The 21,857-nt window shown below is 64.2% G+C and carries 21 protein-coding genes; 13 read left to right on the forward strand and 8 right to left on the reverse strand.

Going from position 1 to position 21,857, the window contains the following annotated elements; all coding sequences use genetic code 11:
• From X268_RS26070 to X268_RS26110, 9 genes are read left to right on the forward strand one after another with little or no spacing between them, the layout of a single operon-like run.
• Window positions 1-1,773, forward strand: a complete 1,773-nt coding sequence (locus X268_RS26070) for a branched-chain amino acid ABC transporter ATP-binding protein/permease (protein WP_208764393.1) — start codon at window positions 1-3, stop codon at window positions 1,771-1,773.
• On the forward strand, window positions 1,760-2,467 hold the full coding sequence (locus tag X268_RS26075; protein WP_128927585.1) for an ABC transporter ATP-binding protein: 708 nt from the start codon (window positions 1,760-1,762) through the stop codon (window positions 2,465-2,467). Before X268_RS26070 ends, X268_RS26075 begins: the two co-directional genes overlap by 14 nt.
• A gap of 35 nt (window positions 2,468-2,502) precedes the next feature.
• The gene (locus tag X268_RS26080) at window positions 2,503-3,756 is read left to right on the forward strand and encodes an ABC transporter substrate-binding protein (protein ID WP_128927586.1); all 1,254 of its coding nucleotides are present in this window, start codon (window positions 2,503-2,505) and stop codon (window positions 3,754-3,756) included.
• Between the two features lie 34 nt (window positions 3,757-3,790).
• Window positions 3,791-5,026 (forward strand): ABC transporter substrate-binding protein, encoded by a 1,236-nt coding sequence (locus tag X268_RS26085; protein ID WP_128927587.1) that lies wholly within the window; start codon window positions 3,791-3,793, stop codon window positions 5,024-5,026.
• Window positions 5,027-5,055: 29 nt separating this feature from the next.
• On the forward strand, window positions 5,056-5,436 hold the full coding sequence (locus X268_RS26090) for a carboxymuconolactone decarboxylase family protein (RefSeq protein ID WP_028137140.1): 381 nt from the start codon (window positions 5,056-5,058) through the stop codon (window positions 5,434-5,436).
• A 15-nt stretch (window positions 5,437-5,451) separates the two neighbouring features.
• Window positions 5,452-6,219 carry an SDR family oxidoreductase gene (locus tag X268_RS26095; protein ID WP_128927588.1) on the forward strand — a complete coding sequence of 256 codons (768 nt, stop codon included), beginning with the start codon at window positions 5,452-5,454 and terminating at the stop codon, window positions 6,217-6,219.
• A gap of 23 nt (window positions 6,220-6,242) precedes the next feature.
• Entirely contained in the window at window positions 6,243-6,983 is a 741-nt protein-coding gene (locus X268_RS26100) for an SDR family oxidoreductase (RefSeq protein ID WP_128927589.1), read from the forward strand.
• 23 nt (window positions 6,984-7,006) lie between these two features.
• The gene (locus tag X268_RS26105) at window positions 7,007-7,723 is read left to right on the forward strand and encodes a GntR family transcriptional regulator (RefSeq protein ID WP_128927590.1); all 717 of its coding nucleotides are present in this window, start codon (window positions 7,007-7,009) and stop codon (window positions 7,721-7,723) included.
• 24 nt (window positions 7,724-7,747) lie between these two features.
• Window positions 7,748-8,722, forward strand: coding sequence for a tripartite tricarboxylate transporter substrate-binding protein (locus X268_RS26110; protein ID WP_128927591.1), 975 nt, complete (start codon window positions 7,748-7,750; stop codon window positions 8,720-8,722).
• A 128-nt stretch (window positions 8,723-8,850) separates the two neighbouring features.
• On the opposite strand, the gene X268_RS26115 is transcribed toward X268_RS26110, so the two are convergent.
• The 8 genes from X268_RS26115 to X268_RS26150 are packed head-to-tail and all read right to left on the reverse strand — an operon-like array spanning window position 8,851 to window position 16,582.
• On the reverse strand, window positions 8,851-9,597 hold the full coding sequence (locus X268_RS26115) for an SDR family NAD(P)-dependent oxidoreductase (protein ID WP_128927592.1): 747 nt from the start codon (window positions 9,595-9,597) through the stop codon (window positions 8,851-8,853).
• A 55-nt stretch (window positions 9,598-9,652) separates the two neighbouring features.
• Window positions 9,653-10,615 (reverse strand): carbohydrate kinase family protein, encoded by a 963-nt coding sequence (locus X268_RS26120; protein ID WP_128927593.1) that lies wholly within the window; start codon window positions 10,613-10,615, stop codon window positions 9,653-9,655.
• Window positions 10,616-10,647: 32 nt separating this feature from the next.
• Window positions 10,648-11,340, reverse strand: coding sequence for an L-fuculose-phosphate aldolase (locus X268_RS26125; protein ID WP_128927594.1), 693 nt, complete (start codon window positions 11,338-11,340; stop codon window positions 10,648-10,650).
• 19 nt (window positions 11,341-11,359) lie between these two features.
• Window positions 11,360-12,124 (reverse strand): hotdog family protein, encoded by a 765-nt coding sequence (locus tag X268_RS26130; protein ID WP_128927595.1) that lies wholly within the window; start codon window positions 12,122-12,124, stop codon window positions 11,360-11,362.
• Window positions 12,125-12,145: 21 nt separating this feature from the next.
• Window positions 12,146-12,715 (reverse strand): peroxidase-related enzyme, encoded by a 570-nt coding sequence (locus X268_RS26135; RefSeq protein WP_128927596.1) that lies wholly within the window; start codon window positions 12,713-12,715, stop codon window positions 12,146-12,148.
• A 14-nt stretch (window positions 12,716-12,729) separates the two neighbouring features.
• Window positions 12,730-15,042 carry a molybdopterin-dependent oxidoreductase gene (locus tag X268_RS26140; protein ID WP_128927597.1) on the reverse strand — a complete coding sequence of 771 codons (2,313 nt, stop codon included), beginning with the start codon at window positions 15,040-15,042 and terminating at the stop codon, window positions 12,730-12,732.
• Window positions 15,039-15,797 carry a CoA transferase gene (locus tag X268_RS26145; RefSeq protein ID WP_128927598.1) on the reverse strand — a complete coding sequence of 253 codons (759 nt, stop codon included), beginning with the start codon at window positions 15,795-15,797 and terminating at the stop codon, window positions 15,039-15,041. The genes X268_RS26140 and X268_RS26145 overlap by 4 nt, the downstream gene beginning before the upstream one ends.
• Entirely contained in the window at window positions 15,797-16,582 is a 786-nt protein-coding gene (locus X268_RS26150; RefSeq protein WP_245477657.1) for a CoA transferase subunit A, read from the reverse strand. Before X268_RS26150 ends, X268_RS26145 begins: the two co-directional genes overlap by 1 nt.
• 267 nt (window positions 16,583-16,849) lie before the next feature.
• On the opposite strand from X268_RS26150, the gene X268_RS26155 reads away from it, so the two are divergent.
• The 4 genes from X268_RS26155 to X268_RS26170 all read left to right on the forward strand — a co-directional run bounded on the left by X268_RS26155 (window position 16,850) and on the right by X268_RS26170 (window position 21,848).
• Window positions 16,850-18,004 (forward strand): ABC transporter ATP-binding protein, encoded by a 1,155-nt coding sequence (locus X268_RS26155; RefSeq protein WP_128927600.1) that lies wholly within the window; start codon window positions 16,850-16,852, stop codon window positions 18,002-18,004.
• Complete coding sequence (locus X268_RS26160; RefSeq protein WP_128927601.1) at window positions 18,001-19,791, forward strand: ABC transporter permease subunit; 1,791 nt, start codon at window positions 18,001-18,003, stop codon at window positions 19,789-19,791. The genes X268_RS26155 and X268_RS26160 overlap by 4 nt, the downstream gene beginning before the upstream one ends.
• 137 nt (window positions 19,792-19,928) lie before the next feature.
• Entirely contained in the window at window positions 19,929-20,918 is a 990-nt protein-coding gene (locus tag X268_RS26165) for an extracellular solute-binding protein (protein ID WP_245477980.1), read from the forward strand.
• Window positions 20,919-21,032: 114 nt separating this feature from the next.
• Window positions 21,033-21,848: an IclR family transcriptional regulator gene (locus X268_RS26170; protein WP_128927603.1), complete on the forward strand. Its 816-nt coding sequence runs from the start codon at window positions 21,033-21,035 to the stop codon at window positions 21,846-21,848.
• Window positions 21,849-21,857 lie beyond the last annotated feature (9 nt).

Raw genomic sequence — 21,857 nt, forward strand, 5'->3', positions numbered from 1 at the left:
ATGCTCTGGATGCGCTCCTTTCTGCCGCCCCTGCTCTTCACCATCGGCTATGCCGCGCTCTCGCTCGGCGTCACCAATTCCTACTACCAGCTCATCCTGACGCTGGTGCCGGTGTGGGCGGTGTTCGGTCTGTCCTGGAATCTGCTCAGCGGCTACACCGGGCTGATCTCGTTCGGCCATGCCGCGTTCTTCGGCATCGGCGCCTATGCGACCGCGCTCGGCCAGATCTACTTCGATATCTCCCCCTGGCTGCTGATCCCCATCGCGGCCATGCTCGGCGGCATCGCCGGGTTGCTGATCGGGTTTCCGACCTTCCGCCTCCAGGGTCACTATTTCGCCCTGGCGATGCTCGCCTACCCGCTCGCCATCCTCTATGTGTTCGAGTGGCTCCGCTTCCAGGAGGGGACGCTCCCGATCAAGCGCGATGCGCCGATCGCCTATATGCAATTCGCCGATCCACACGTCTATACGCTGCTGGGGCTGGCGATCATGCTGGCCACCATCGTGCTGACTCAGTTGATCGAGCGCTCCCGCTTCGGCATGGCGCTGCTCGCGATCAAGCAGAACGAGGCCGCGGCTGAAGCCGCCGGCATCAACACGCTGGCCTGGAAACTGCGCGCGATCACGCTGAGCGGCGCAATCGCCGCGGCCATCGGCGGCTTCTACGCACAGGTGCTGCTGGTCGTGACCCCGCAATCGGTGTTCGGTATGCTGGTGTCGGCACAGGCGCTGACGGTCGCGATGTTCGGCGGCGTCGGCACGGTCTGGGGTCCGGTGATCGGCTCGGGGATCCTGATCCCGCTCGCCGAGATCCTGCATGCCGAGGCCGGCGCGCGTTTCCCCGGCATCCAGGGCGTGATCTTTGGCTTCGCCATCGTCTGCGTCATCCTGCTGGCGCCGGAAGGCCTGTTCTGGAAGTTGCGCGATCTCCTGCGCAAGCGGATCGCGCCCAAGGCGGCTGCGATCGACATGCCCGAAACATCGGCTGCCAACGTCACCACACTGAAGCCCGCCCCGCGGCAGCGCGCCGCCACCGGCGAAGTCGTGCTCGAAGTGAAAAGCTTGTCGCGATCCTTCGGTGGCCTCAAGGCCGTGCAGGATGTCAGCTTCAAGCTGCACAAGAACGAGATCCTCGGCATCATCGGGCCCAACGGCGCCGGCAAGACAACGCTGTTCAACCTCCTCAACGGCTTCCTGAAGCCGAGCCAGGGTGAGGTGCTGATCGACGGCCGCAACATGTCCGGCCAGCGGCCGCACGTGATCTGCGAGGCAGGCATCGGCCGCACCTTCCAGGTCATGCGGCCATTCCTGCGCATGTCGATCCTCGACAACGTCGTGGTCGGCGCCTATGTACGCGCGCGCTCCGACGAGGAGGCGCGCAAGCTCGCCGCAGATGCCGTCGCCCGCGTCGGCCTCTCCGCCGTCGCCGATCGTGTCGCCGGCGAGCTCTCGACCAAGGAATTGCGGCTGATGGAGCTGGCCCGCGCCATCGCCGGCCAGCCGCGCATCCTGCTGCTCGACGAGACGCTGGCGGGCCTCGGCCACGGCGAGGCCGACGAGGTCGTCGCCGTGATCCAGCAGCTCGCGCGCGACGGCATGACCATCGCGATCATCGAGCACACCATGCAGGCGATGGTCCGTCTGGTCGACAGATTCCTCGTCCTCGACCACGGCGCCGTCATCACCGAGGGTCTGCCGGAGGTGGTGACGCGCGACAACCGCGTGATTGAGGCCTATCTCGGCAAGAAGTGGGTGGGCCATGCTGCGAATTGAGGGATTGAGCGCGGGCTATTCGGCCAAGCCCGTCCTGAACGACGTCTCGATCAATGTCGGCGCCGGCCAGTTCGTCGCGATCGTCGGCCCCAACGGCGCCGGCAAGACCACGTTGTTCAAGACGATCTCCGGCATCGTCAAGCCGAGCGGCGGAGCAATCACGTTCAACGGCGTCGACCTGCTCGCGGTGCCGCCGCCGCAGCGCGCCCATCTCGGCATCGCCCACGTCCCCGAGGGCCGTCAGGTGTTCCCGTCCCTGACCGTGATGGAGAACCTGGAAATGGGCGCGATGACCGAGAGCGGCCGGCGCGACTGGCGGAGCAATATCGAGCGCATCTTCGAATGGCTGCCGGTGCTGAAGGAACGCCGCGACCAGTTCGCGGGTACGATGTCCGGCGGCCAGCAACAGATGCTCGCGATCGGCCGCGGCCTCGCCTCCTCGCCGAAGCTGTTGATGCTGGACGAACCCTCGATGGGGCTGGCGCCCTCCACTGCGGACTTCATCTTTGAGCGGCTGATCGAGATCCGCCGCCAGTCCGGCGTGACCATGCTGCTGGTCGAGCAGCGCGTGGCGGAAGCGCTGGAATCGGCCGACCACGGCTATGTCCTCGAAGCCGGCCATGTCGTGCTCGAAGGCAATAACGACACGCTGCGCGCCGACGATCGCGTGCGCAAGGCCTATCTCGGCATGTGACGACCACAAGAAACAGAGACCAGGGAGCAAACAAAATGACCAAGACATCGAAGGACAAGACACCGACAGGCCTGACGCGCCGGACCGTCCTGTCCGGCGCCGCCGCCGTGGGCCTTGCTGGCGTGGCACGCGCGCAGGCGCCCGGTGAGATCAAAGTCGGGCTGATCGTGCCGCTATCGGGAATCTACACCCGCCCCGGCCAGGTGATGAAGATGGGCGCCGAGATGGGCATCGAGCACATCAATGCGCAGGGCGGCATCAAGGCGCTCGGCGGCGCCAAGCTGAAGCTCGTCGTGATCGATTGCGGCGACACCACCGAGAAGGCCAAGAACGCGGCGCAACGCATGGTGGCGCAAGAGCCCGATCTTGTCGCCGCAACCGGATCCTATCTCTCCTCGTTCACGCTTGCGGTCACCGAGGTGACCGAGCGTGCCGAACTGCCGGTGCTGACGCTGTCCTATTCGGATCTTCTGACCGACCGCGGCTTCAAATACATCTTCCAGCCCGCCGCCCCCGCGAGCCGCCAGTCCGAGCTCGGCCTGCCGACGCTGATGAAGCTCGCCGAGAACGCTTCGGGCAAAAAGCCGAAGACCGTGGCGATGTTGATGGACAACACCGCGACCTCGGTCGCCACCGCCAAGGCACTGAAGGAAAAACTGTTCGCGCAGGAGGGCCTCCAGCTCGTCGTCGAGGAAGTCTGGACCCCGCCGCTGTCCGATGCGACGCCGCTGATCCAAAAGGTCCGCTCGGCCAAGCCCGATCTGCTGCTGTTCATGCCGAACGCGGTGTCGGACGCCAAGCTTGGCCTTGAGAAGATCAGCGAGTTCGGCCTCGGCCAGGGCAAGATCCCGACCGTGTCCTTCAGCATCACGATCGCCGAGCCGGACATGCTTCAGAGCGTGAGCCCGGAGACGGTGCAAGGCATCATGACCATCGTCGCCAATTGGGGCTCGAAGGGCCACGAGGCCCTGATTGCCGAGCTCAAGACCAAATACAAGGAGCCCTGGATGACGCAGAACGTCATCTCGACCTATGGCGACATGTGGCTGATGAAGGAAGCCCTGGAGAAGGCCGGCAAGGCCGACCGCAACGCGGTCGCGCAGGCTTTCCGCACCATGGATGCCGGCCCATCGAAATATTATCCGGGCGGTCAGCTCAAATTCGACGAGAAGGGCCGCAGGGTCGGCGCCGGCGTCGTCATCGTGCAATGGCAATCGGGCGTGCCTGTCACCGTTTATCCGCCCGAACTCGCGCAGGCGCAGCCGTTCTGGCCGAAGAAATCATCATAGAGCCTTGCGCGATTTTTCAGGGAGGAGAATTGTCATGACTGCTGAGAGCAAGATCACGATCTCTCGCCGAACATTGCTGGCCGGCGCCTCCGGCACTCTGATCGCATCCCGCGGCTGGGCGCAGCAGCCGTCGGAGGTGAAAGTCGGCCTGCTGGTGCCGATCTCGGGGCTCTATGCCCGCCCGGGAACGGTGATGCGCGAAGGCGCCGAGATGGCCATCGACCACATCAACGCGCAAGGTGGCGTCAAAGCGCTCGGCGGCGCCAAACTGAAGCTCGTCGTGCTCGATTCCGGCGATACCACGGAGAAGGCCAAGAACGCAGCCCAGCGCATGGTGGCGCAGGAGACCGATCTGGTCGCGGCCAGCGGCGCCTATCTGTCCTCCTTCACGCTCGCGGTGACCGAAGTCACCGAGCGCGCAAACCTGCCCATGCTCACCCTTTCCTACTCCGATCTCATCACCGATCGCGGATTCAAATACGTATTCCAGACCGCCGCCACCGCAGGTTCACAGGCGAAGCAGGCGTTGCCCCAGCTCATCAAGCTGGCGGAGACGGCCTCGGGCAAGCGGCCGAAGACGGTCGCGATCCTGACCGACAACACGGGCGCCTCAATCGCCTCCGCAAAGGCGATGCGCGAGGGTCTGCTGGCGGAGAACCAGCTGCAGCTGATCGTGGACGAAACTTTCACGCCGCCGCTGGCAGATGCGACATCGCTGGTGCAGAAGATTCGCTCGGCCAAGCCCGACCTGCTCTTCTTCCTGCCGACCGTGATCTCGGACGCCAAGCTGCTGCTCGAGAAGATGAACGAGTTCGGCCTCGGTCAAGGCAAGGTGCCGACCATCTCGTTCGGCATTGCGATCGCCGAGCCCGACATGCTTCAGACCGTGAGCCCCGAACTGCTTCAGGGCGTGCTCACTTGCGTCGCCAGCTGGGGCGCCAAGGGCCATGAGGCGCTGATCGCCGAGTTGAAGACCCGCTACAAGGAACCGTGGATGACGCAGAACGCGATCTCCACCTATGGCGACATGTGGGTGATCAAGGACGCGCTGGAGAAGGCCGGCAAGGCCGATCGCGTCGCGGTCGGCGAAGCGCTGCGCACCATGGATGGCGGCCCCTCGAAATATTACCCGCTGGGCGAGATCAAGTTCGACGAGAAGGGCCGCCGGGTCGGCGCCGGCATGACCATCGTGCAGTGGCAATCCGGCGTGCCGGTGACGGTGTTCCCGCCCGAGCTCGCGCTGGCAAAGCCCTTCTGGCCGAAGACCTGACAACGCCCGAACAAGAAACGGAGAACAGAATGGACAAGGCGACCTACGACCGCGGCCTCGAAATCCGCAAAAGCGTGCTCGGCAACGAGTTCGTCGACAAGGCGATCGCGTCCGCCGACGAGTTCAACCGCCCGATGCAGGATCTGACCACAGAATATTGCTGGGGCTACGTCTGGGGCCGCGAAGGGCTGACACGCAAGACGCGAAGCTTCCTCAATCTGGCGATGCTCTGCGCGCTCAACCGTCCGCACGAGCTGAAGACCCACGTCCGCGGTGCCCTCGCCAACGGCGCGACCAAAGAGGAGATCCGCGAGGTCTTCATGCAGGTCGCGATCTATTGCGGCGTGCCGGCCGGCGTGGACGCGTTCCGCAACGCGAAGGAAGTCTTCGCCGAGCTCGACAAGAAGTAGCGGAGCGCGGCGGCAATGAAGGGCAAATGGGCGCTCGTGACCGGTGCGACGGCAGGCCTTGGCCACGCCGTGGCCGAGGGCCTGGCCGGCGCGGGCGCCAACATTGTCCTGCACGATCTCATCGCGCCTGAGCAGGCCGCAGACGCCCTCCACGCCCGCTTCGGCGTCGAGGTCATCCCCGCCGCTGCCGACCTGGCCCGGCGCGACGCCATCGAGATCATGATGGCCGACTTGCTCGGTCGCTGCGCCATCGACATCCTGGTCAACAATGCGGTTATCAGGCATTTCTCCGCCATCGAGCAGTTTCCGCCAGATCGCTGGGACCAGGCGCTCGCTGTGAATCTGTCGGCGCCGTTCCACCTGATCCGCCTTGCCCTGCCGGCGATGAAGCAGCGCGGCTGGGGCCGGATCATCAACATGGGCTCGATCTACTCAAGCCGCGCGGTCGAGGACCGCATCGACTACGTCACCACCAAGACCGCAATCCTCGGCCTGACGCGCGCCGTAGCCATCGAGACCGCCCGCAGCGGCATCACCTGCAACACGATCTGTCCGGGCACGCTGCCGACACCGGCAATCCTGAACAAGATCGCGGCGATGGCGGAGAACAACGGCCGTCCGGTCGACGACGTGACCCGCAAGTACCTCGGCGAGCGCCAGCCGACGCAGCGCTTCATCGAAATGGATGCCGTCGCCGCCATGGTCGTCTTTCTCTGCGGTCCCGCGGCAAATGACATCACCGGCGCCAGCCTGCCGATCGACGGCGGCTGGTCCATCGCATGAGCGCATGAAATGGGAGTGTTGCGATGACTGAAGGAACGGGCCAGACCGTCGTGCTGACGGGCGCCGCCGGCGGCATGGGGCGCGCCATCACCAAGGCGCTGCTGGACAGCGGCCGCCGCGTCGTGCTGGTCGATCGCGACGCCAAGGCCCTTCAGGAGCTGGCGGCGACGGCGGGCAGCATGGTGTTTCCGATCCAGCTCGACGTCAGCGATGCAAAGGCCGTCGATCGCCTGCCGGAGGTGATCCCCGCGCATTTCAAACCGGTCGATGTCCTCATCAACAATGCCGGGCACGATATCGGCGGGCGGACGCGCTTCGACGTCGGTTCTCCGGACGATTGGTCCAGCATCATCCAGACCAATCTCATCGGCCTGATGCGCGTCACCCGCGTGCTCCTCCCGGACATGGTCCGGCGCAACACCGGTCATATCGTCAACATCAGCTCCATCAACGCCGTCCGTATTATTCCGGACATGGCGGCCTACAGCACCAGCAAGGCGGGTGTGCACATGTTCACCGAGACTCTCCGGGGCGAGCTGGCGGACACCGCGATCCGGGTCACCGAGCTCCAGCCCGGCCTGACCAGGACCAACATCATCCTGACCCGCTACCGCGGCGACAAGCAGAAGGAAAAGGACTATTTCGACCAGTTTAGAATGGCGCTCGAGCCGGCCGATATCGCCCGTTCGATCGTCTTTGCCCTTGATCAGCCCGCCCACGTTCAAATTGCCGAAATGATGATTCTGCCTGTAAACCGGTATTGAATCATTCCAACCAAGGCCCGGACATGGAAAGACGCCGCGATTTGCAGTCGACACTCCGCATCGATGACGTCCCGACCGTCCGGGCGATGGTGGCGCAGAAGCTGCGCGAGGCGATCATGTCGGGAACGCTGAAACCGGGCCAGCGCCTGGTCGAGCGCGAGCTCTGCGAGATGATGGGCGTCAGCCGCCCCTCGATCCGCGAAGCGCTGCGCGCCCTCGAGGCCGACGGGCTGGTCAACACGGTCCCGCACCGCGGCCCCGTGGTCTCCACGATCAGCCTGGAGGAGGCCCGGCAGCTCTACGCCGCGCGCGCGGTGCTCGAAGGCTTTGCCGGCCGCGAATGCGCCAGGCTTCACGATCCGGACGTCGCCCGCCGGATCGGGGAAGCCCTGACGCGGCTGAAGGCGGCCGCGGCCAAGCAGGATCTCGTCGGCTGTCTCGAGGCCAAGACCGAGTTTTACGCCGCACTGATCGGCGGCTGCCGCAACGCGTTCATCGAACGCGCGCTCAAGCCTCTGCATGACCGGATTCAGCTGCTGCGGATCACCTCGATGTCGCAACCGAAACGGATCAACAAGAGCCTGCGCGAGGTCACCGCGATCTGGCGCGCGATCCAGAGCGGCGATGCGGACCTCGCCGAGCGCTGCTGCGTCGACCACATCAATGCGGCTGCGGTGGCCGCACTCGACATGATCGAAAAATCGTCGGCGGCCAAGGAGGCGGCGCCTTCCGACGACTAGAACAATGCCGCCAGGGAGTGTTCGATGACGTATCTCGTACGATCGCTGATCCTGCTTGTCCTGCTCTATCCCTGCGGTGCGGCCATCGCGGACGACTACCCCTCCCGCCCGGTAACGATGATCGTGCCCTTCTCCGCCGGCGGTCCCGGCGACGTCATCGCACGCATCCTCGGCAGCGCCATGAGCGCGACGCTGAAACAGTCGATCGTGATCGAGAATGTCGTCGGCGCCGGCGGCACGCTCGGCACCAACCGCGTCGCCAAGGCGGCCCCTGATGGCTACACGCTGCTCCTGATGCATGTCGGCCAGGCCACCGCGCCTGCCCTCTATGCCAAGCTGCCGTTCGATCCGGTCGGGGACTTCGCCATGATCGGGCTCGTCACCGACGTGCCGATGATCCTCGTGGCGAGGCCGAACTTTCCAGCCAAGGATCTCCAAGAGCTCATCGCGCAGATCCGCAACGCCGGCGACAAGATTACCTTCGGCAATGTCGGTCTCGGCTCAGCCTCGCAGCTCTGCGGCCTGATGTTCATGAGCGCGACAGATACCAAGCTCACGCCGATCTATTACAAAGGCGGCGGGCCCGCGCTGAACGATGTCATCGCCGGCCACATCGACGTCTATTGCGACCCCGCCACCGGACCGACGCCCTATATCCAGTCCGGCACCATCAGAGGCTACGCGATCACCAGCAAGAAACGCGTGGCGACGCTGCCGGACGTTCCAACCTCGGCCGAAGCCGGCACTCCGGAATTCGACGTGACCACCTGGTACGGCCTTTACGCGCCGCGCGGCACCCCGAAGCCGGTCGTCAACCTGCTGGTCGGTGCACTCCAGACAGCTCTCAAGGATCCCGCGCTCGTCAGCCGCTTCGCCGAGCTCAGCATGGCTCCTGTCGACGCCGAGCGCGCCACGCCCGAAGCACTCGAGGCTTTCTTGAAGGCCGAGATCGGCAAATGGGGAAGGATCATCAAGGCAGCCGGCATCGAGCCGCAATAGGTCCGTTGAAGCTGATCGAGCCCGTTGCTAAAGCGCGATGAGATTTAGATGAATCGTCATCGCGCTTTAGGTTGTTGGTTGCGCATGATCTTTCCGGAAAACCGCTTCGCACTTTTCCGGATCATGCTTTAGCTGTAGAAGATACCTCCGTCCACGTTAAGGGCTTGGCCGGTCACGAACGCAGAATCATCAGACGCAAAGAACGCCACGGGCCCGACGACGTCCTCGGGCCGCCCGAGCCGGTGCAGGTCCGTGACCTTCTCGAAATAGGCGACCCGCTCGGGATCGCGGAGATTGTTCATCCCCATCTCAGTCACGATGATGCCCGGGCATACGGCATTGACAGTGATGCCGTAGCCTCCGAACTCCATGGACGAAACCCGGGTGAAGCCGACCACCGCCGACTTCGATGCGGCGTAGTGGGACTGTCCCGGACCGCCTGTTCGGGCGGCGAGCGAGGCGATGTTGACGATCCGCCCGTATTTGCGCTCCTTCATATGCGCCACCACGGCCTGGGTCATCTGGAAGACGCCGCGCGTGTTGACGGCGAACGTCTGATCCCATGTATCAGTCGTCAATTCATCGATGGTCGCCAGCCTGAGTATCCCCGCATTGTTGACGAGGACATCGATGTGCCCGAGCCCCTGGATGGCTTCAGCCGCAGTCCGCCTGCAATCGCCGACATCGCTGACGTCGCCCAGCACTGAAATGCAGCGGCGGCCCAGCTCGTTGACCTGTGCAAGAGTCTCAAGGAGGGCGTTCTCCTGGGCGGCGATGTCGGTCAGCGCGAGATCGTAGCCGCGCTTTGCAAGGCCAATGGCTATCGCTCGGCCAATTCCGCGGCTTGCTCCCGTCACGATCGCATGTCGTGCCATGTTGCGTTCTCCCCTGTTGTTCGGATGAATGGTCTTTTTTACCGGTATGAAAAGATCAGGCGCGAGCAGGCTTGCGGACCGGAAAGGTGTTCATGGCGTTCACGGTCTCCTCGAAGGACACGAGATTGGCGCCCGAACCCAGCCCTGTCGCGACGATCGCGGCCGTCGCGGTCGCAAGCTTGGCGCAGTCGAGCAGGTCCCAGTCGCGAACCAGCCCCGCGATGAAGCCGCCCGTGTAGGAATCGCCACATCCCGAGGTATCGCGGACCGCGACGTCGAACGCCGGTACCGTGAACTGACGTCCGTCGCGTGCCATCACGAAGGAGCCATCGGCACCGAGAGAAATGGCGCAGGCCCCAGCTCCCTTGTCGATGAAGAACCGCGCACACGCAGCGGGTTCGTCGGTTCCGACCATCGCACTGGTCTCATCGATGCTCGGCATGAAGAAGTCGACATGCGGCAGCAGCGGCTCGACCAGGGCCAGCGTTTCACGCCGCGCCTGGATGAGATCGAGCGTCGTCGTGCAACCGGCCGCCTTCGCATCGCGCAGCAATGCGACGGAAGGCTCTCCGTCCATCGCGAGCAAGGAACCGACCCCGCCGAGATGCAGAATCTTGCTCCGGCAAGCGGCCCTTTGCGTTTCGGGTGCGATCCGCCAGCGGGCGGAGGCGCCTCTTGCGTGCATGACCGGACGCGAGCCGTCGGGCCTGATCGGCAGGATTGTTGCCGAGGTCGGACTGTCGGCCATCCGCTCCATGAGAGAGATGTCGATGCCTTCGCGCTCCAGCGCGTTCAGCATCCAGTCGGCCTTCTCGTCGGAGCCGACGGCGCCAACTGCGAGCGCCTTCAGACCGAGCCGCGCGCAAGGAATGACCGTTCCGCCGGCGGTGCCAGCGACCGCCAGCCGAATTTCCTCGATCAGCAAGCGGCCGCCACCGGGCGGAATCTCGGTCACCGGGACCCCAAGAATATCCAGAATATAAGTGCCGCAGACGCTGACGTCGTGAGAGTGTGCCATGAGTTCTCGCAGGACAATGGTTGGATCGTGATTTAGCTCGACCGCTGGGGAATCTTGGGCGTGCCGCCGTTATCGCGCAGGCCGTACTGTCCCCATCGCTTCAGGATGCTGTCGATTTCCTCGTTGGGCAGCAGCGGAGGAGAGCCAAGTTGAAGACAGCCGTGATACTGCTTGGCGAGCACCTCAACCTCCACTGCGAGCCACAGGGCCTTGCGCAGGTTGGGGCCGATGGCGATCAATCCGTGATGTGCGAGGAGGCAGGCCCGGCGATAGCGAAGCGCGTTCAGGGCCGCCTGCGACAGCTCGGCGGTGCCGTATTGAGCATAGGGCGCACAGGGGATGTCGTTTCCGCCGGCTGCGGCGATCATGTAGTGAATCGCAGGGATGGAGCGGTTCATGATCGCGATGATGGTGCAGAAGACCGGATGGGCGTGGACGACGGCGCCGACCTCCGGCTTCGATTTCAGGATGTCGAGGTGAAAGCGCCACTCCGTCGACGGAACGTTGCCGGCCGACGCGGTCCACGAGCCGTCCCACTTCATGGCCACGATATCTTCGGGCTTCATGCGGTCGTATGGAACACCGGACGGCGTGAGCAGGATGCCGTCGTCGGTTCGGACGCTGATGTTTCCGGACGTTCCCTGGTTGATGCCTTGCGCCGCCATCTCGCGGCACGCGTCGATGATGGACTGGCGAAGTTCGAGCTCTGCTTCGCGGCTGGTCATACGCTGCTCCCCCTCTCGTTCATGCCATCGCTCCGAGTTGACCCTGCCGGTCGACCAGCAGCCACGTCGTTCGTGCTACCGCCAACACCTCCTGCTGCGCATCGAGCAAGGCGCTCTCGGCAAAGAGCTTGCGGCCTTCCCGCCCGGTCGGCCACGCCACCACCACGCATCGATCTCCGGGACGCGGCCGGCGATCGATCCGAGCGGCCATGCGTCCGAGCAGCGCCGTTTCGTCGCCCTTCAATCCCAGGTGCCGGGCGCCAACGCTGCAATAGCCGGTCGGGCAGTCGAGAGCGGCCCAGACGAACTCGGTCGCGACATAGCCGTCCGCACCGTACAGGCTGCCATCAGGCACCCAGGGCGCCGCGAACACGACAGGCCTGCCCGAGGGCAGCGCCGCCTGCAGCGGACCGGCGAATATGCGCAGACCGTCGCCCTGGGCACGCGCGGGGCCACAGACAAAGCAAGTCGGAAGGTCGTGGGTCTGCTCGTCGTAAGGTGTTCGGCCGGCCGCCTCTTCGGCCGCCTCGTAGCTCACCCTGGGAACATCAGGCACATCGATGCCTGTTGCACGCGCCGTGGCGAGCAGCCTGTCGTTCTCGCGCAACTCGATTCCGCCGTCGGCCCCCGTCAACACCTCGAGCGACCGCTCCAGCGGCGGCGGGACGCGCAACGTCACTTCGACGTCTCCCGCGGCGTGCCTTGCGAGACATCCGCATACATAGCCTCCGTTGCCGGAGTTGGGCGGGCCCCGGAAGCGTCTGTCGATGACCAGCGATACCATTGCAGTTCTCGTCCGCGGCGTTCAGCGTCCCATCGCGAAGAACTCGTCGTTCGGGCGCATGCTGGTGACGTTGGCGAGGCGGTTCGACATGCCGAAGAATGCAGCGATGGCCGCAATGTCCCAGGCGTCCTCCTCGGTGAATCCGTGACCCTTGAGATCCTCGACGTCGGAATCGTCCACCTCATAGGCGCGCGCCGAGACCTTCATCGCGAAATCGAGCATCGCCCTCTGCCGGGCGGTGATATCGGCCTTGCGGTAATTGGCGGCGACCTGGTCCGCGATCAGCGGATTCTTCGCGCGCACGCGCAGGATGGCGCCGTGTGCCACGACGCAATACTGGCATTGATTGGCGCTGCTGGTCGCGACAACGATCATTTCGCGCTCGGCCTTGGTGATCGGCCCGGGCTTATCCATCAGAGCGTCGTGATAGGCGAAGAACGCCCGGAACTCGTCCGGACGATGTGCCAGCGTCAGGAAGACGTTGGGGACGAAGCCGGACTTCTCCTGAACCGCCTCGATGCGCGTGCGGATATCCTCGGGGAGCGCCGCGATGTCGGGCACGGGAAAGCGGCGGATGGCGGGCGCAGACATGTTCCAAGCTCCTGTTAGACTGCCGCGAGCGCGACGAGCGTTTCCTGATAGGCCTCGAACGCATCGCGTCGATCGGCGGCGTACGGCTCGACTCGCACGAGGCAGGGGTGGGCCGAACAGCCCTGGCCGAATTGAGACGTGCCGATATCGAGCGTGAGCACGTTCGGATTACCGGCGATCTCCAGGCCGCTATTGCCTGTCGGCGTGAACCAGGCACCGGTCGGAAGCACCAGCACGCCCGGACGGACCGTGTCGGTGACCTCTGCCGTCGCAAGGCACTCCCCGCGGCCGTTCCAAATGCGGATCGTCTGGCCGTCGGCGATGCCGAGGGCAGCCGCGTCGTCGGGATGAAGGCGAGCTTGTTCACGGCCATTGCGCTTCATGGCCCGGCTCGATCCCCCGGTTTCGAGCTGACTGTGAAGACGGCCAGCCGGCTGCTGCGAGATGAGGTGCATTTGGCCGGCGTCGGCAGCATTGCGGAGCCACTCGGCCGGTTCGATCCAGGCGGGATGCGGGCGGCAGTCTGCATAGTGCAGGCCGGCCAGGTTCTCGCTGCCGAGCACGATCTTTCCGCTTTCGGTCCTGAGCGCATGCTCCTTCGGCTCGTTGCGGAAGTCGGCCAGGAAGGTGTGCTCTGCCTCGACCGGGCAGCGGGCATAGCCCACTTCCCAGAACGCATCGAAATCCGGCATCGCGAAGCCGAAGCGCTGCGAAGCGTCGCTGCGGCAGGCCTCGTAGAGATGCCGAATCCAGCCTATTTCATCTCGGCCTTCGTTAAATCGATCGGCCACTCCAAGCTTGGCTGCAATCGCGTTGAAGATCTCGAAGTCGGAGCGGGATTCGCCCAGCGGCTCGATCGCCTTCTTCATCGCCAGGATAAAGTCGGAGCGCCTGTTGCCGGCAAGATCGTTGCGCTCGATTGACGTGGTTGCCGGCAGCACGATGTCGGCCCGCTGGGCTGTCGCCGTGAACATCGGGTCCTGCACGATGATCGTTTCGGGCCTCGTCCAGGCTTCCGACAGGCGATTGAGGTCCTGGTGATGGTGGTAGGGATTGCCGCCCGCCCAATAAACCAGCCTCGTATCCGGATAGGTGCGGACCTCGCCTTCGTAGCTGAATGGGCCGCCGGGATTGAGCAGCATGTCGCTGATCCGCGCCACCGGGATGAAGCTGTCGATTGGCCTGGTCAGTTGTGAAATAGCCGGCGACCTGCCGAGGTTGAGTGGGGCCCCCACGCCCCCCAGGGAAGCGTAGCCGTAACCGACGCCGCCGCCTGGCAATCCGATCTGGCCGACAATCGATGCAAGTCCGAGCGCCGCCCAGAACGGCTGTTCGCCGTGATGGGCACGCTGCAGGCTCCAGCTCACGGTCAGCATGCTGCGCGTGTCGACCAGGCGGCTTGCCAGCCGCGCGATCTTGTCCGCATCGAGGCCGCAGATGCTCGCGGCCCACACCGCCTCCTTGCGCGCGCCGTCCGTCTTGCCTTCCAGATAGCCAAGCAAGCGATCCGCGCCGCTGGTACAGCGCGCGAGGAAATCGGTATCGTGCCGGCCCGCCTTCACGATCTCGCCGGCAAGGCCGAGCATCAGCGCCGTGTCTGTGTTCGGCCGGATCGGCCACCATTCGGCGTTGACCCAATCGGGCAGATCATCCTTCAGCGGCGAGACGTGAATGACCTTGACGCCGCGTTCGACGATCTGCCTGAGATAGGTTTCGAGCCGGTGGCTGCCGATTCCCCCGGCCTCGTTTTGGGCCGTTCGCGGCGACAGAGCGCCGAACACCACCAGCGTCTCGGTGTGCTGTGCGATCGTGTCGAGCGTGTTGGCGCGGCCGCCGCATGCGTCGTCGCTGCCCAGCGTGTGGCGCAAGATCACGGGACCTGCCGCGATCGAATAGGTATCGACGTGCCTGGTGAAGCCGCCAACCAGATTGAGCATGCGCTTCAGAAGCGAAGAGGCATGATGCAGGCGGCCGGAGTTGGTCCAGCCATAGGAACCCGCGAAGATCGACGCGTTGCCGAAGGTGCCGGCGACGCGGCGCACCTCGTCGGCGACCAGCGTCGTCACCTCGTCCCAGCTCACCGGCACGAACTTCTCCCGGCCGCGGCCCCGGCGGTCGCTCTTCTCGCGTTTGTCGAGCCAGCCCGAGCGGACCATCGGTCGCAGCACGCGCCGCTCGGGGTTGGCCCATTCGGCAATGGAATAGATGATCGGGGAAGGCGCCGGATCGTGCTCGAACGGTTCGACGCCCACGATGCGATCGTCCTCGACCAGGATCGTGTACGCACCCCAATGGCTGCAATGCGGGACCCGCTTGATCCTGCTCATGCGTCGACCGTCCCAAGATCGCGCCGCATCTGCGCGGCGAATTCGGGATAGGTCTCGGCGAGCTCGTCGAACACGCGGCCGCGGAGCAGATCGAGCGTCGCTCGATCCGGCAGCGAGGTCTGCCGCGGCGCGGCGTCATGCTCGAACCGAAAGCCGGTCGCTTGCTTGATCTCCGCAAGATCGTGCCCGGGGTGAACACTTTCCAGCTCGAACCCCGGCCGCGTCTTGTCGAATCGAAAGAGTCCCTTGCCGGTCAAGAGAGCAATAGGGCCGCCGCTCCGGAAGACGCCCTCGGGACTGACACCCGGGGCACTGATAAAGTCCACCTTCTCGACGAACACGCGCGGGGTATGCTCCTCGCGGAACAGGATGACGCGCGGCACGACGAAATAGAGATAGGCCGATCCGAACGAGCCTGGCCAGCGCACGCTCGAACGCGGATAGTCGCCGGCGCCGACGAGGTTCACGTTGCCGAAGCCGTCGATCTGGCCGCCGCCGAGGAAGAACGCATCGATTCGGCCCTGACCCGCGCAATCGAACAGCTCGGCCGAACCGTTGGTGAAGAAATTATGCTCGACAGAGCCGAGAATGGAGATGCGGGGACCGACGGCGCCGTCCGCTTCCTTCATTGCACGCAGCAGCATCGCGCCGGCCGCAGGAATGGGAGATGACGCTCCGACCGCGACATGCCTGACACCATCGAGCAGCCGCGCGATCGTGCAGATCAGCACTTCGCGAGGAAGGACCTCGGCCATCACGCGGGCTCCATCTGCGTCTGGGCCATATAGGCCGAGAAGCCATCGGCCGTTCGTGCCGCTTTCGCGTAGCGTGCGATCTCTGCGCTGTCGGCCGGATACTCGCCCCATAGACCGTATGGCCACGCCCCCTTTGGAGCACGCGCCACCGCCGTGACGTAGAGCGCCGGCAGCACGCCGGCGGCGCACATCTCATCCGCAAGCAGATTCTCCTCGACGCCCCGCTCCACCGTGACGAGAACGAGCCGCGAGGCGTAAGCCATTGCGGCAAGCTCGCGGCGCCGTCCGATCCAGACATTGCCGAAGCGATCAGCCATGGGCACGTGGAAGATCGTGACGTCGGGCTTGATGGCCGGAATCAGCACGATCGGATCACCCCCGTCCGCCAGCGGATTGTCGACGACGCGCCAATCATCGCGATGGCGGAGCAGGTCCGTTCCGATCAGCCCCCGGAGCGGCATGAAGGGACTGCCCTTCTGCGCCGCCATCAGGCCCGCATGGATGGCGGGACACGTGGCGTCCTTCAATCGAACCGCGCCCTCCTTGACAGCGGCGTTGACCCTTGGCGCTCCGCCTGCCTCACCCAGCGAGACGGCGCTGGTCTCCACCGTCCGAACCAGACCTGCACCGATCAGCTGGTCGACCTGCAATCCGCCGGTCGGCACGCAGACGAGATCGAGATTGCCCGCGCCATGCTCGATGATCGGCTGCGTCATGGCCATGGAGACGCCGGCATAATCGACCGGCAGCGCCACGCGCATGCCCGGCTCGATGTGCTTCGCCATTGCGCGAGGCTCGCTCAACACCATCATCCCCCCTATGTTGTTCTATATTATAGAACGTAATTCCAAATTTATGTTAGGCGGATTTCGACGACGCTGTCAATCTGGGTTGCCTGCGAGGCCTTCATTTGCAGGACTTCCGCTTGCACAGCCGGCCACAGCCGCGTGCCATTGCGCTGCGATCAGTCAGGTCGACTTGACAAGATGCCCCGTTACGCCAACAATAATTGGAATAACGTTCTACAATATAGAACATGCTGGGAGGAAAGAATGGGTGAGCCCGCGGCTCAGCGCGCGATGCGCTCCGGCGATGCGAATGTTCGGGCATTGCTGACCGGCCGCCTCAGGGAACGCGACGCGATCGGATCGAGCATCGCCGTCCGCGACGCGGTGAAGACCTACGGCAGCTTTCATGCCGTCGACCGGATCAGCATCGACATCGAACCAGGCGAATTCATCACGCTTCTTGGCCCCTCCGGCAGCGGAAAGACGACGCTGCTCAATCTCGTGGCCGGATTCCAGAGCCTCGACAGCGGCGAGATCCTGGTCGACGGAAAGCCTGTCCACAACGTACCCACGCACAAGCGCGGCTTCGGCATGGTGTTCCAGAGCTATGCGCTGTTTCCGAACATGACGGTCAGCCAGAACGTCGCGTTTCCGCTTCGCATGGCGGGCGTCGATCGGGCGACTGCGGAGCGACGCGTCGCCGAAACGCTGGAGATCATGCGGCTGACCGAGCATGCGGCGAAATCTCCCTCTCAGATGTCTGGCGGGCAGCAGCAGCGCGTCGCGATCGCGCGCGCCATCGTCAAGCGGCCCAAGGTCGTGCTGATGGACGAACCGCTCAGTGCCCTCGACAGGCGGCTGCGCGAGCAGATCCAGATCGAGATCCGCGATCTTCATCAGACCATCGGCAGCACCATCCTGTTCGTCACGCATGACCAGGGCGAAGCCCTGACCATGAGCGACCGCATCGCAGTGCTCAACGCCGGCAGGATCGTTCAAATCGGCCGTCCGCTGGACATCTATCGACATCCGACCGATCGCTTCGTCGCCTCTTTCGTCGGCGAGAGCAATCTGGTCGAGGCGGAGATCCTGCAGAAGCGCGGATCGACGCTGACGATGAAGAACCGCGCAGGATACGTGTTCAGCGCCGAAAGCCGGGACACGATCGACGTCGGGCGCGCAACCGTGCTCGTGCGCCCGGAACGCATCGCCGTGTCGAACGAACCGACTGCGAATTCCGTGCCCGTCAGCGTCACGTCTGCGATCTTCCTCGGCGAGATCCTGCGGATCGAGGCCCAAATAGATGGCGGAGAGCCGCTTCTGATCAGGTGTACTGACATGGCCGACCGGCCCCTGCCGACCGTCGGGGATCGCCTGCACGTGAGTTGGGGCGCCGCGGACTGCTGGGTGCTTGCATGACCTCGGCATCGATCGGCCTCCAGACAGACCGTCCTGCGGATCTCGATCTCGTCAGGAGGTTGAGGGATCCCGCGCCGCTGCTCCTGCCTGCGCTCGCATTTCTGGCCTTCATCTATCTCCTGCCGCTGATCGATCTCATCCGGATCAGCCTGAGCGGGCCATCGTGGTCGTCTTACTTCGAGCGCGTGTTCGCGATACCGCTCTATTGGGATTCGCTCGTCCGCACGATGCAGATCTCGGTCACCGTTGCGGGCCTGTGCCTGCTGTTCGGATATCCGACTGCGCTGCTCATTCACCGCAGTCGCGGCATCGTTCAGGTGCTGATCGCGACCGCGATCGTGCTGCCCTATTTCATTGCCATCCTGATCCGGACCTACGCCTGGATGGTCCTGCTCGGCCGCAATGGGCCGGTCAACAAGCTGCTGGTTTCGATCGGCATACTGAGCGAGCCCGTGCAGCTTCTCTTCAATCGCGGCACGGTGCTTCTCGGCATGACCGCGGTGCTTCTGCCGCTGATGGTGCTGACGATCTATTCCAGCGTGGCGCGCCTTGACCAAAGCCTGACCCGCGCGGCGCTGGCGAGCGGCGCCGGGCCCATTGCGGCATTCTGGCGCGTGATGCTGCCGCTGACCTTGCCTGGAATGGGCGCCGGCTTCCTGCTGGTCTTCGTCGCCGCCATCGGCTTCTTCATTACGCCAACCCTGCTCGGGGGACCCGGTGACCAGATGTTTGCAATGCATATCACCCAGCAGGCGGACTCCGTCACGTCTGAAGGATTCCTGCAGGCCTTGGGCGTGGTGCTGCTGACGATCATATTGGCGGTGGTCGCGGTGGCCGGACGCTTCCTCGGCTTCGAGTTCATTTGGGGCGGCCGCAAGCTGACGGAAGCCACACCAAGAGCGACCCCCCGCACCGCCGCCGATGTCAGCCAGCGCAATCTCGGCGCCATAGCTGCCGATCTGATCGGCTGGCCGCTGCTGCGGCTGTTCGGGCGTCTGCCGGCGAGCTGCGGAACTTGGACCGTTCGTATCATGGGCGGCATGGTCATCGCCATTCTCATCCTGCCGATCATCGTGGTGATGATCATTTCCTTCAGCAACGCAAGCTATCTGACCTTCCCGCCGCCAGGCTTCTCACTGCGCTGGTACGAGCAGTTCTTCTCCGATTCGAACTGGATGCGGGCGTTCTGGACATCCCTGATCGTCGCGGCGATGTCGGCCGGAATTGCGATCGTGCTCGGGGCGTCGGCCGCGCTCGGCATCGTCAGAAGCAGCATTCGCGGCAAATCCGCCATCATGCTGCTGCTCGTCAGTCCGATCATCGTTCCTCCGGTCGTGCTCGGCCTGTCGCTCTACAGCCTGTTCCTGCGTTTCGATCTCGTCGGCTCCGTCTTCGGCCTTGCCGCGGCGCATGCGATCGGCGGCCTTCCCATCGTCGTGGTGATCCTGTCCGCATCGCTTCAAGGCGTCGATGCCAGGCTCGAACAGGCGGCCGCCGTCCATGGCGCATCGCCCCTGACGGTGTTCCGCCTGGTGACACTGCCTGCCATCATGCCGGGCCTGGCTGCTGCGGCGTTCTTCGCCTTCCTGCACTCGTTCGACGAGTTGGTGCTGACGCTGTTCCTGTCGAGCGCGCAGCTGAAGACACTTCCGCTCATGCTGTGGGGCGACATCAATTATCGGCTCAATCCGGTGCTGGCCGTGGTCTCGACGCTGGAGGTGCTGCTGGTGGTCGCAGGGCTGGTTCTTGCACGACCCGTTCTCGCCACGTCGCGGAAGGCAACGTGACAAGTATCAATTTCAAGTGGAGGAAAAAGAGGATGCTGGGAATGAAACACTTGCGATTATCGGCTTCCGTGTTGGCCACGGCCTTGTCCGTGGCGATCGGAACGGGTCTGACTCACGCGCAGAGCAATGTCGTGATCATGCAAGATCCCGGCGGCGGATATGGCGATGCATTGCGCAAGGTCATGTACGACCCGTTTGAGAAGGACACCGGCATCAAGGTCGTCACCGTCCAGGAGGCCCGTAGCGGCCCGCGCATCAAGGCTCAAGCCGAAGCCGGCAAAGCGCAATGGGATCTGACGTTCATCTTCGACCAGGAGACGAAGCTGCTCGGCGACTGCTGCCTGGCCGACATCGACTATTCCAAGCTGTCCGACGCGGCGAAACAGACGCTGGCGGCGATGCCGGACAATCTGAAACGCAAGAAGGGCGTGGCGCTGCAGGTGATCGGCGTCGGCCTCGTCTACAACAAGGACAAGTACAAGGGGGAAAACGTACCGACGAACTGGGCCGACTTTTGGGACGTGAAGAAATTCCCCGGCCGGCGCTGCATGCCGGCTTGGCCGCGTTTCGTATTCGAAGCGGCGCTGATGGCCGACGGCGTAGAGAAGAGCAAGCTCTACCCGATCGACATGGAGCGGGCGCTGAAGAAGGTCAAGGAGATCAAACCCCATATAGCCAAATGGTGGACCACGGCCGCGCAGCCGCCGCAGCTCCTGCTCGACGGCGAGGCCGACATGTGCATGGCCTATACCGGCTCGATGAGCAAGCTCGCCCTGGAGGGCGCCCCGATCGAGCTGACCTTCAATCAGGGTTTCGTCTACTACGACTTCTTCTCGATCCCCAAGGGAGCGCCGAACTACGATAACGCGCTGAAGCTGCTTTCCTGGCGGCTCGAGCCCAAGCGCGCGGCGCAGCTCACCTCGACCTTCCCGGTCGCCCTCCCCTCCTCGGTCGTGTTCGCGGCCGCGACCGACAAGAAGCTCGCCCGCTACTGGGCCAACAACCCGGACAACGTCTCCAAAGCAATCGAATGGAGCCCGGACTATTGGGGTGCAGCTTCGCCGGCCGGAAACTCGACCAATGAAGAGTACGGGCAGGAGAAGCTCAACGCCCTGCTGGCTCAGTAGGCGTCTGACCGGCCCCGACCCCAAGGAGGATCGGGGCCGATCCCACACGCAGGCTGTTGCCGATCGCGCGTCCATGCTAGAGGCAGTGAAAGATCATTCTATTTTGGCTGGCGGATGGATAAGGCTTTCACCAAGGGACTGCGTCTTTTGGAAGCACTTGCTCTGAGCGAGCAGCCCCGCGGGGTCACCGACCTCGCGAGCGAGCTGAAGCTCACCAAGAGCAACGTGCATCGGCTGCTGATGACCCTGCAGTCCCAAGGCTATGTGCGCCAGATCCCCCCGCACAGCACCTACGAGCTCACGACCAAGATCTGGGCGCTCGGCAGCCACGTCATTCACCGGATGGATCTCATCAACGTCGCGCGACCGGCAATGACGAAGCTCGCCGAGATCACCGGCGAAACCATTCACCTGTCCGTACTCGAGGATACCGACGTCGTCTACGTCGACAAGATCGAAAGCGCGCACCATATCCGCGCCCATACCAGCGTGGGAATGCGCGCCCCAGCGTTCACCATGGCGACCGGGAAGGCGATGCTCGCGCATATGCCTGATGACTATCTGGAACGCTTCCGGCCGCATCTCAGGCGCTACACGGAGACGACGCGAACGACGATCGAGGAGCTGCGCGAGGACATCGAGCTGGCACGCGCGCAAGGCTACTCCTCCGTGCTGCACGGCGAGTGGCGAGAGGGCATTGCAGCCTGCGCCTGTGCGATCCTCGGTCGCTCCGGCGAACTCGTTGGAGCGATCGGCATGTCCGGGCCCGATACGCGCGTCAAGCGCAAGCAGATCAGGGAGTATTCGGTTCACGTGATGGAGGCAGCACGAACCATCGGTGCCGCCCTTGGCTATTCGAATAGGCCGACTGCGTACCCTGCCGTGCGCGGCGATCCTACGCCTTCACATCAATTACGACGCGCCCCTTGATCTTGCCGG

This window comes from Bradyrhizobium guangxiense, assembly GCF_004114915.1.
GTDB lineage: Bacteria > Pseudomonadota > Alphaproteobacteria > Rhizobiales > Xanthobacteraceae > Bradyrhizobium > Bradyrhizobium guangxiense.

What these genes read in the sequence shown, in the direction of transcription:
- X268_RS26070 (WP_208764393.1), top strand. Translation starts at nt 1, where the DNA reads ATGCTCTGGATGCGCTCCTTTCTGCCGCCCCTGCTCTTCACCATCGGC.
- X268_RS26075 (WP_128927585.1), top strand. Translation starts at nt 1,760, where the DNA reads ATGCTGCGAATTGAGGGATTGAGCGCGGGCTATTCGGCCAAGCCCGTC.
- X268_RS26080 (WP_128927586.1), top strand. Translation starts at nt 2,503, where the DNA reads ATGACCAAGACATCGAAGGACAAGACACCGACAGGCCTGACGCGCCGG.
- X268_RS26085 (WP_128927587.1), top strand. Translation starts at nt 3,791, where the DNA reads ATGACTGCTGAGAGCAAGATCACGATCTCTCGCCGAACATTGCTGGCC.
- X268_RS26090 (WP_028137140.1), top strand. Translation starts at nt 5,056, where the DNA reads ATGGACAAGGCGACCTACGACCGCGGCCTCGAAATCCGCAAAAGCGTG.
- X268_RS26095 (WP_128927588.1), top strand. Translation starts at nt 5,452, where the DNA reads ATGAAGGGCAAATGGGCGCTCGTGACCGGTGCGACGGCAGGCCTTGGC.
- X268_RS26100 (WP_128927589.1), top strand. Translation starts at nt 6,243, where the DNA reads ATGACTGAAGGAACGGGCCAGACCGTCGTGCTGACGGGCGCCGCCGGC.
- X268_RS26105 (WP_128927590.1), top strand. Translation starts at nt 7,007, where the DNA reads ATGGAAAGACGCCGCGATTTGCAGTCGACACTCCGCATCGATGACGTC.
- X268_RS26110 (WP_128927591.1), top strand. Translation starts at nt 7,748, where the DNA reads ATGACGTATCTCGTACGATCGCTGATCCTGCTTGTCCTGCTCTATCCC.
- X268_RS26115 (WP_128927592.1), bottom strand. Translation starts at nt 9,597, where the DNA reads ATGGCACGACATGCGATCGTGACGGGAGCAAGCCGCGGAATTGGCCGA.
- X268_RS26120 (WP_128927593.1), bottom strand. Translation starts at nt 10,615, where the DNA reads ATGGCACACTCTCACGACGTCAGCGTCTGCGGCACTTATATTCTGGAT.
- X268_RS26125 (WP_128927594.1), bottom strand. Translation starts at nt 11,340, where the DNA reads ATGACCAGCCGCGAAGCAGAGCTCGAACTTCGCCAGTCCATCATCGAC.
- X268_RS26130 (WP_128927595.1), bottom strand. Translation starts at nt 12,124, where the DNA reads ATGGTATCGCTGGTCATCGACAGACGCTTCCGGGGCCCGCCCAACTCC.
- X268_RS26135 (WP_128927596.1), bottom strand. Translation starts at nt 12,715, where the DNA reads ATGTCTGCGCCCGCCATCCGCCGCTTTCCCGTGCCCGACATCGCGGCG.
- X268_RS26140 (WP_128927597.1), bottom strand. Translation starts at nt 15,042, where the DNA reads ATGAGCAGGATCAAGCGGGTCCCGCATTGCAGCCATTGGGGTGCGTAC.
- X268_RS26145 (WP_128927598.1), bottom strand. Translation starts at nt 15,797, where the DNA reads ATGGCCGAGGTCCTTCCTCGCGAAGTGCTGATCTGCACGATCGCGCGG.
- X268_RS26150 (WP_245477657.1), bottom strand. Translation starts at nt 16,582, where the DNA reads ATGGCGAAGCACATCGAGCCGGGCATGCGCGTGGCGCTGCCGGTCGAT.
- X268_RS26155 (WP_128927600.1), top strand. Translation starts at nt 16,850, where the DNA reads ATGGGTGAGCCCGCGGCTCAGCGCGCGATGCGCTCCGGCGATGCGAAT.
- X268_RS26160 (WP_128927601.1), top strand. Translation starts at nt 18,001, where the DNA reads ATGACCTCGGCATCGATCGGCCTCCAGACAGACCGTCCTGCGGATCTC.
- X268_RS26165 (WP_245477980.1), top strand. Translation starts at nt 19,929, where the DNA reads ATGCAAGATCCCGGCGGCGGATATGGCGATGCATTGCGCAAGGTCATG.
- X268_RS26170 (WP_128927603.1), top strand. Translation starts at nt 21,033, where the DNA reads ATGGATAAGGCTTTCACCAAGGGACTGCGTCTTTTGGAAGCACTTGCT.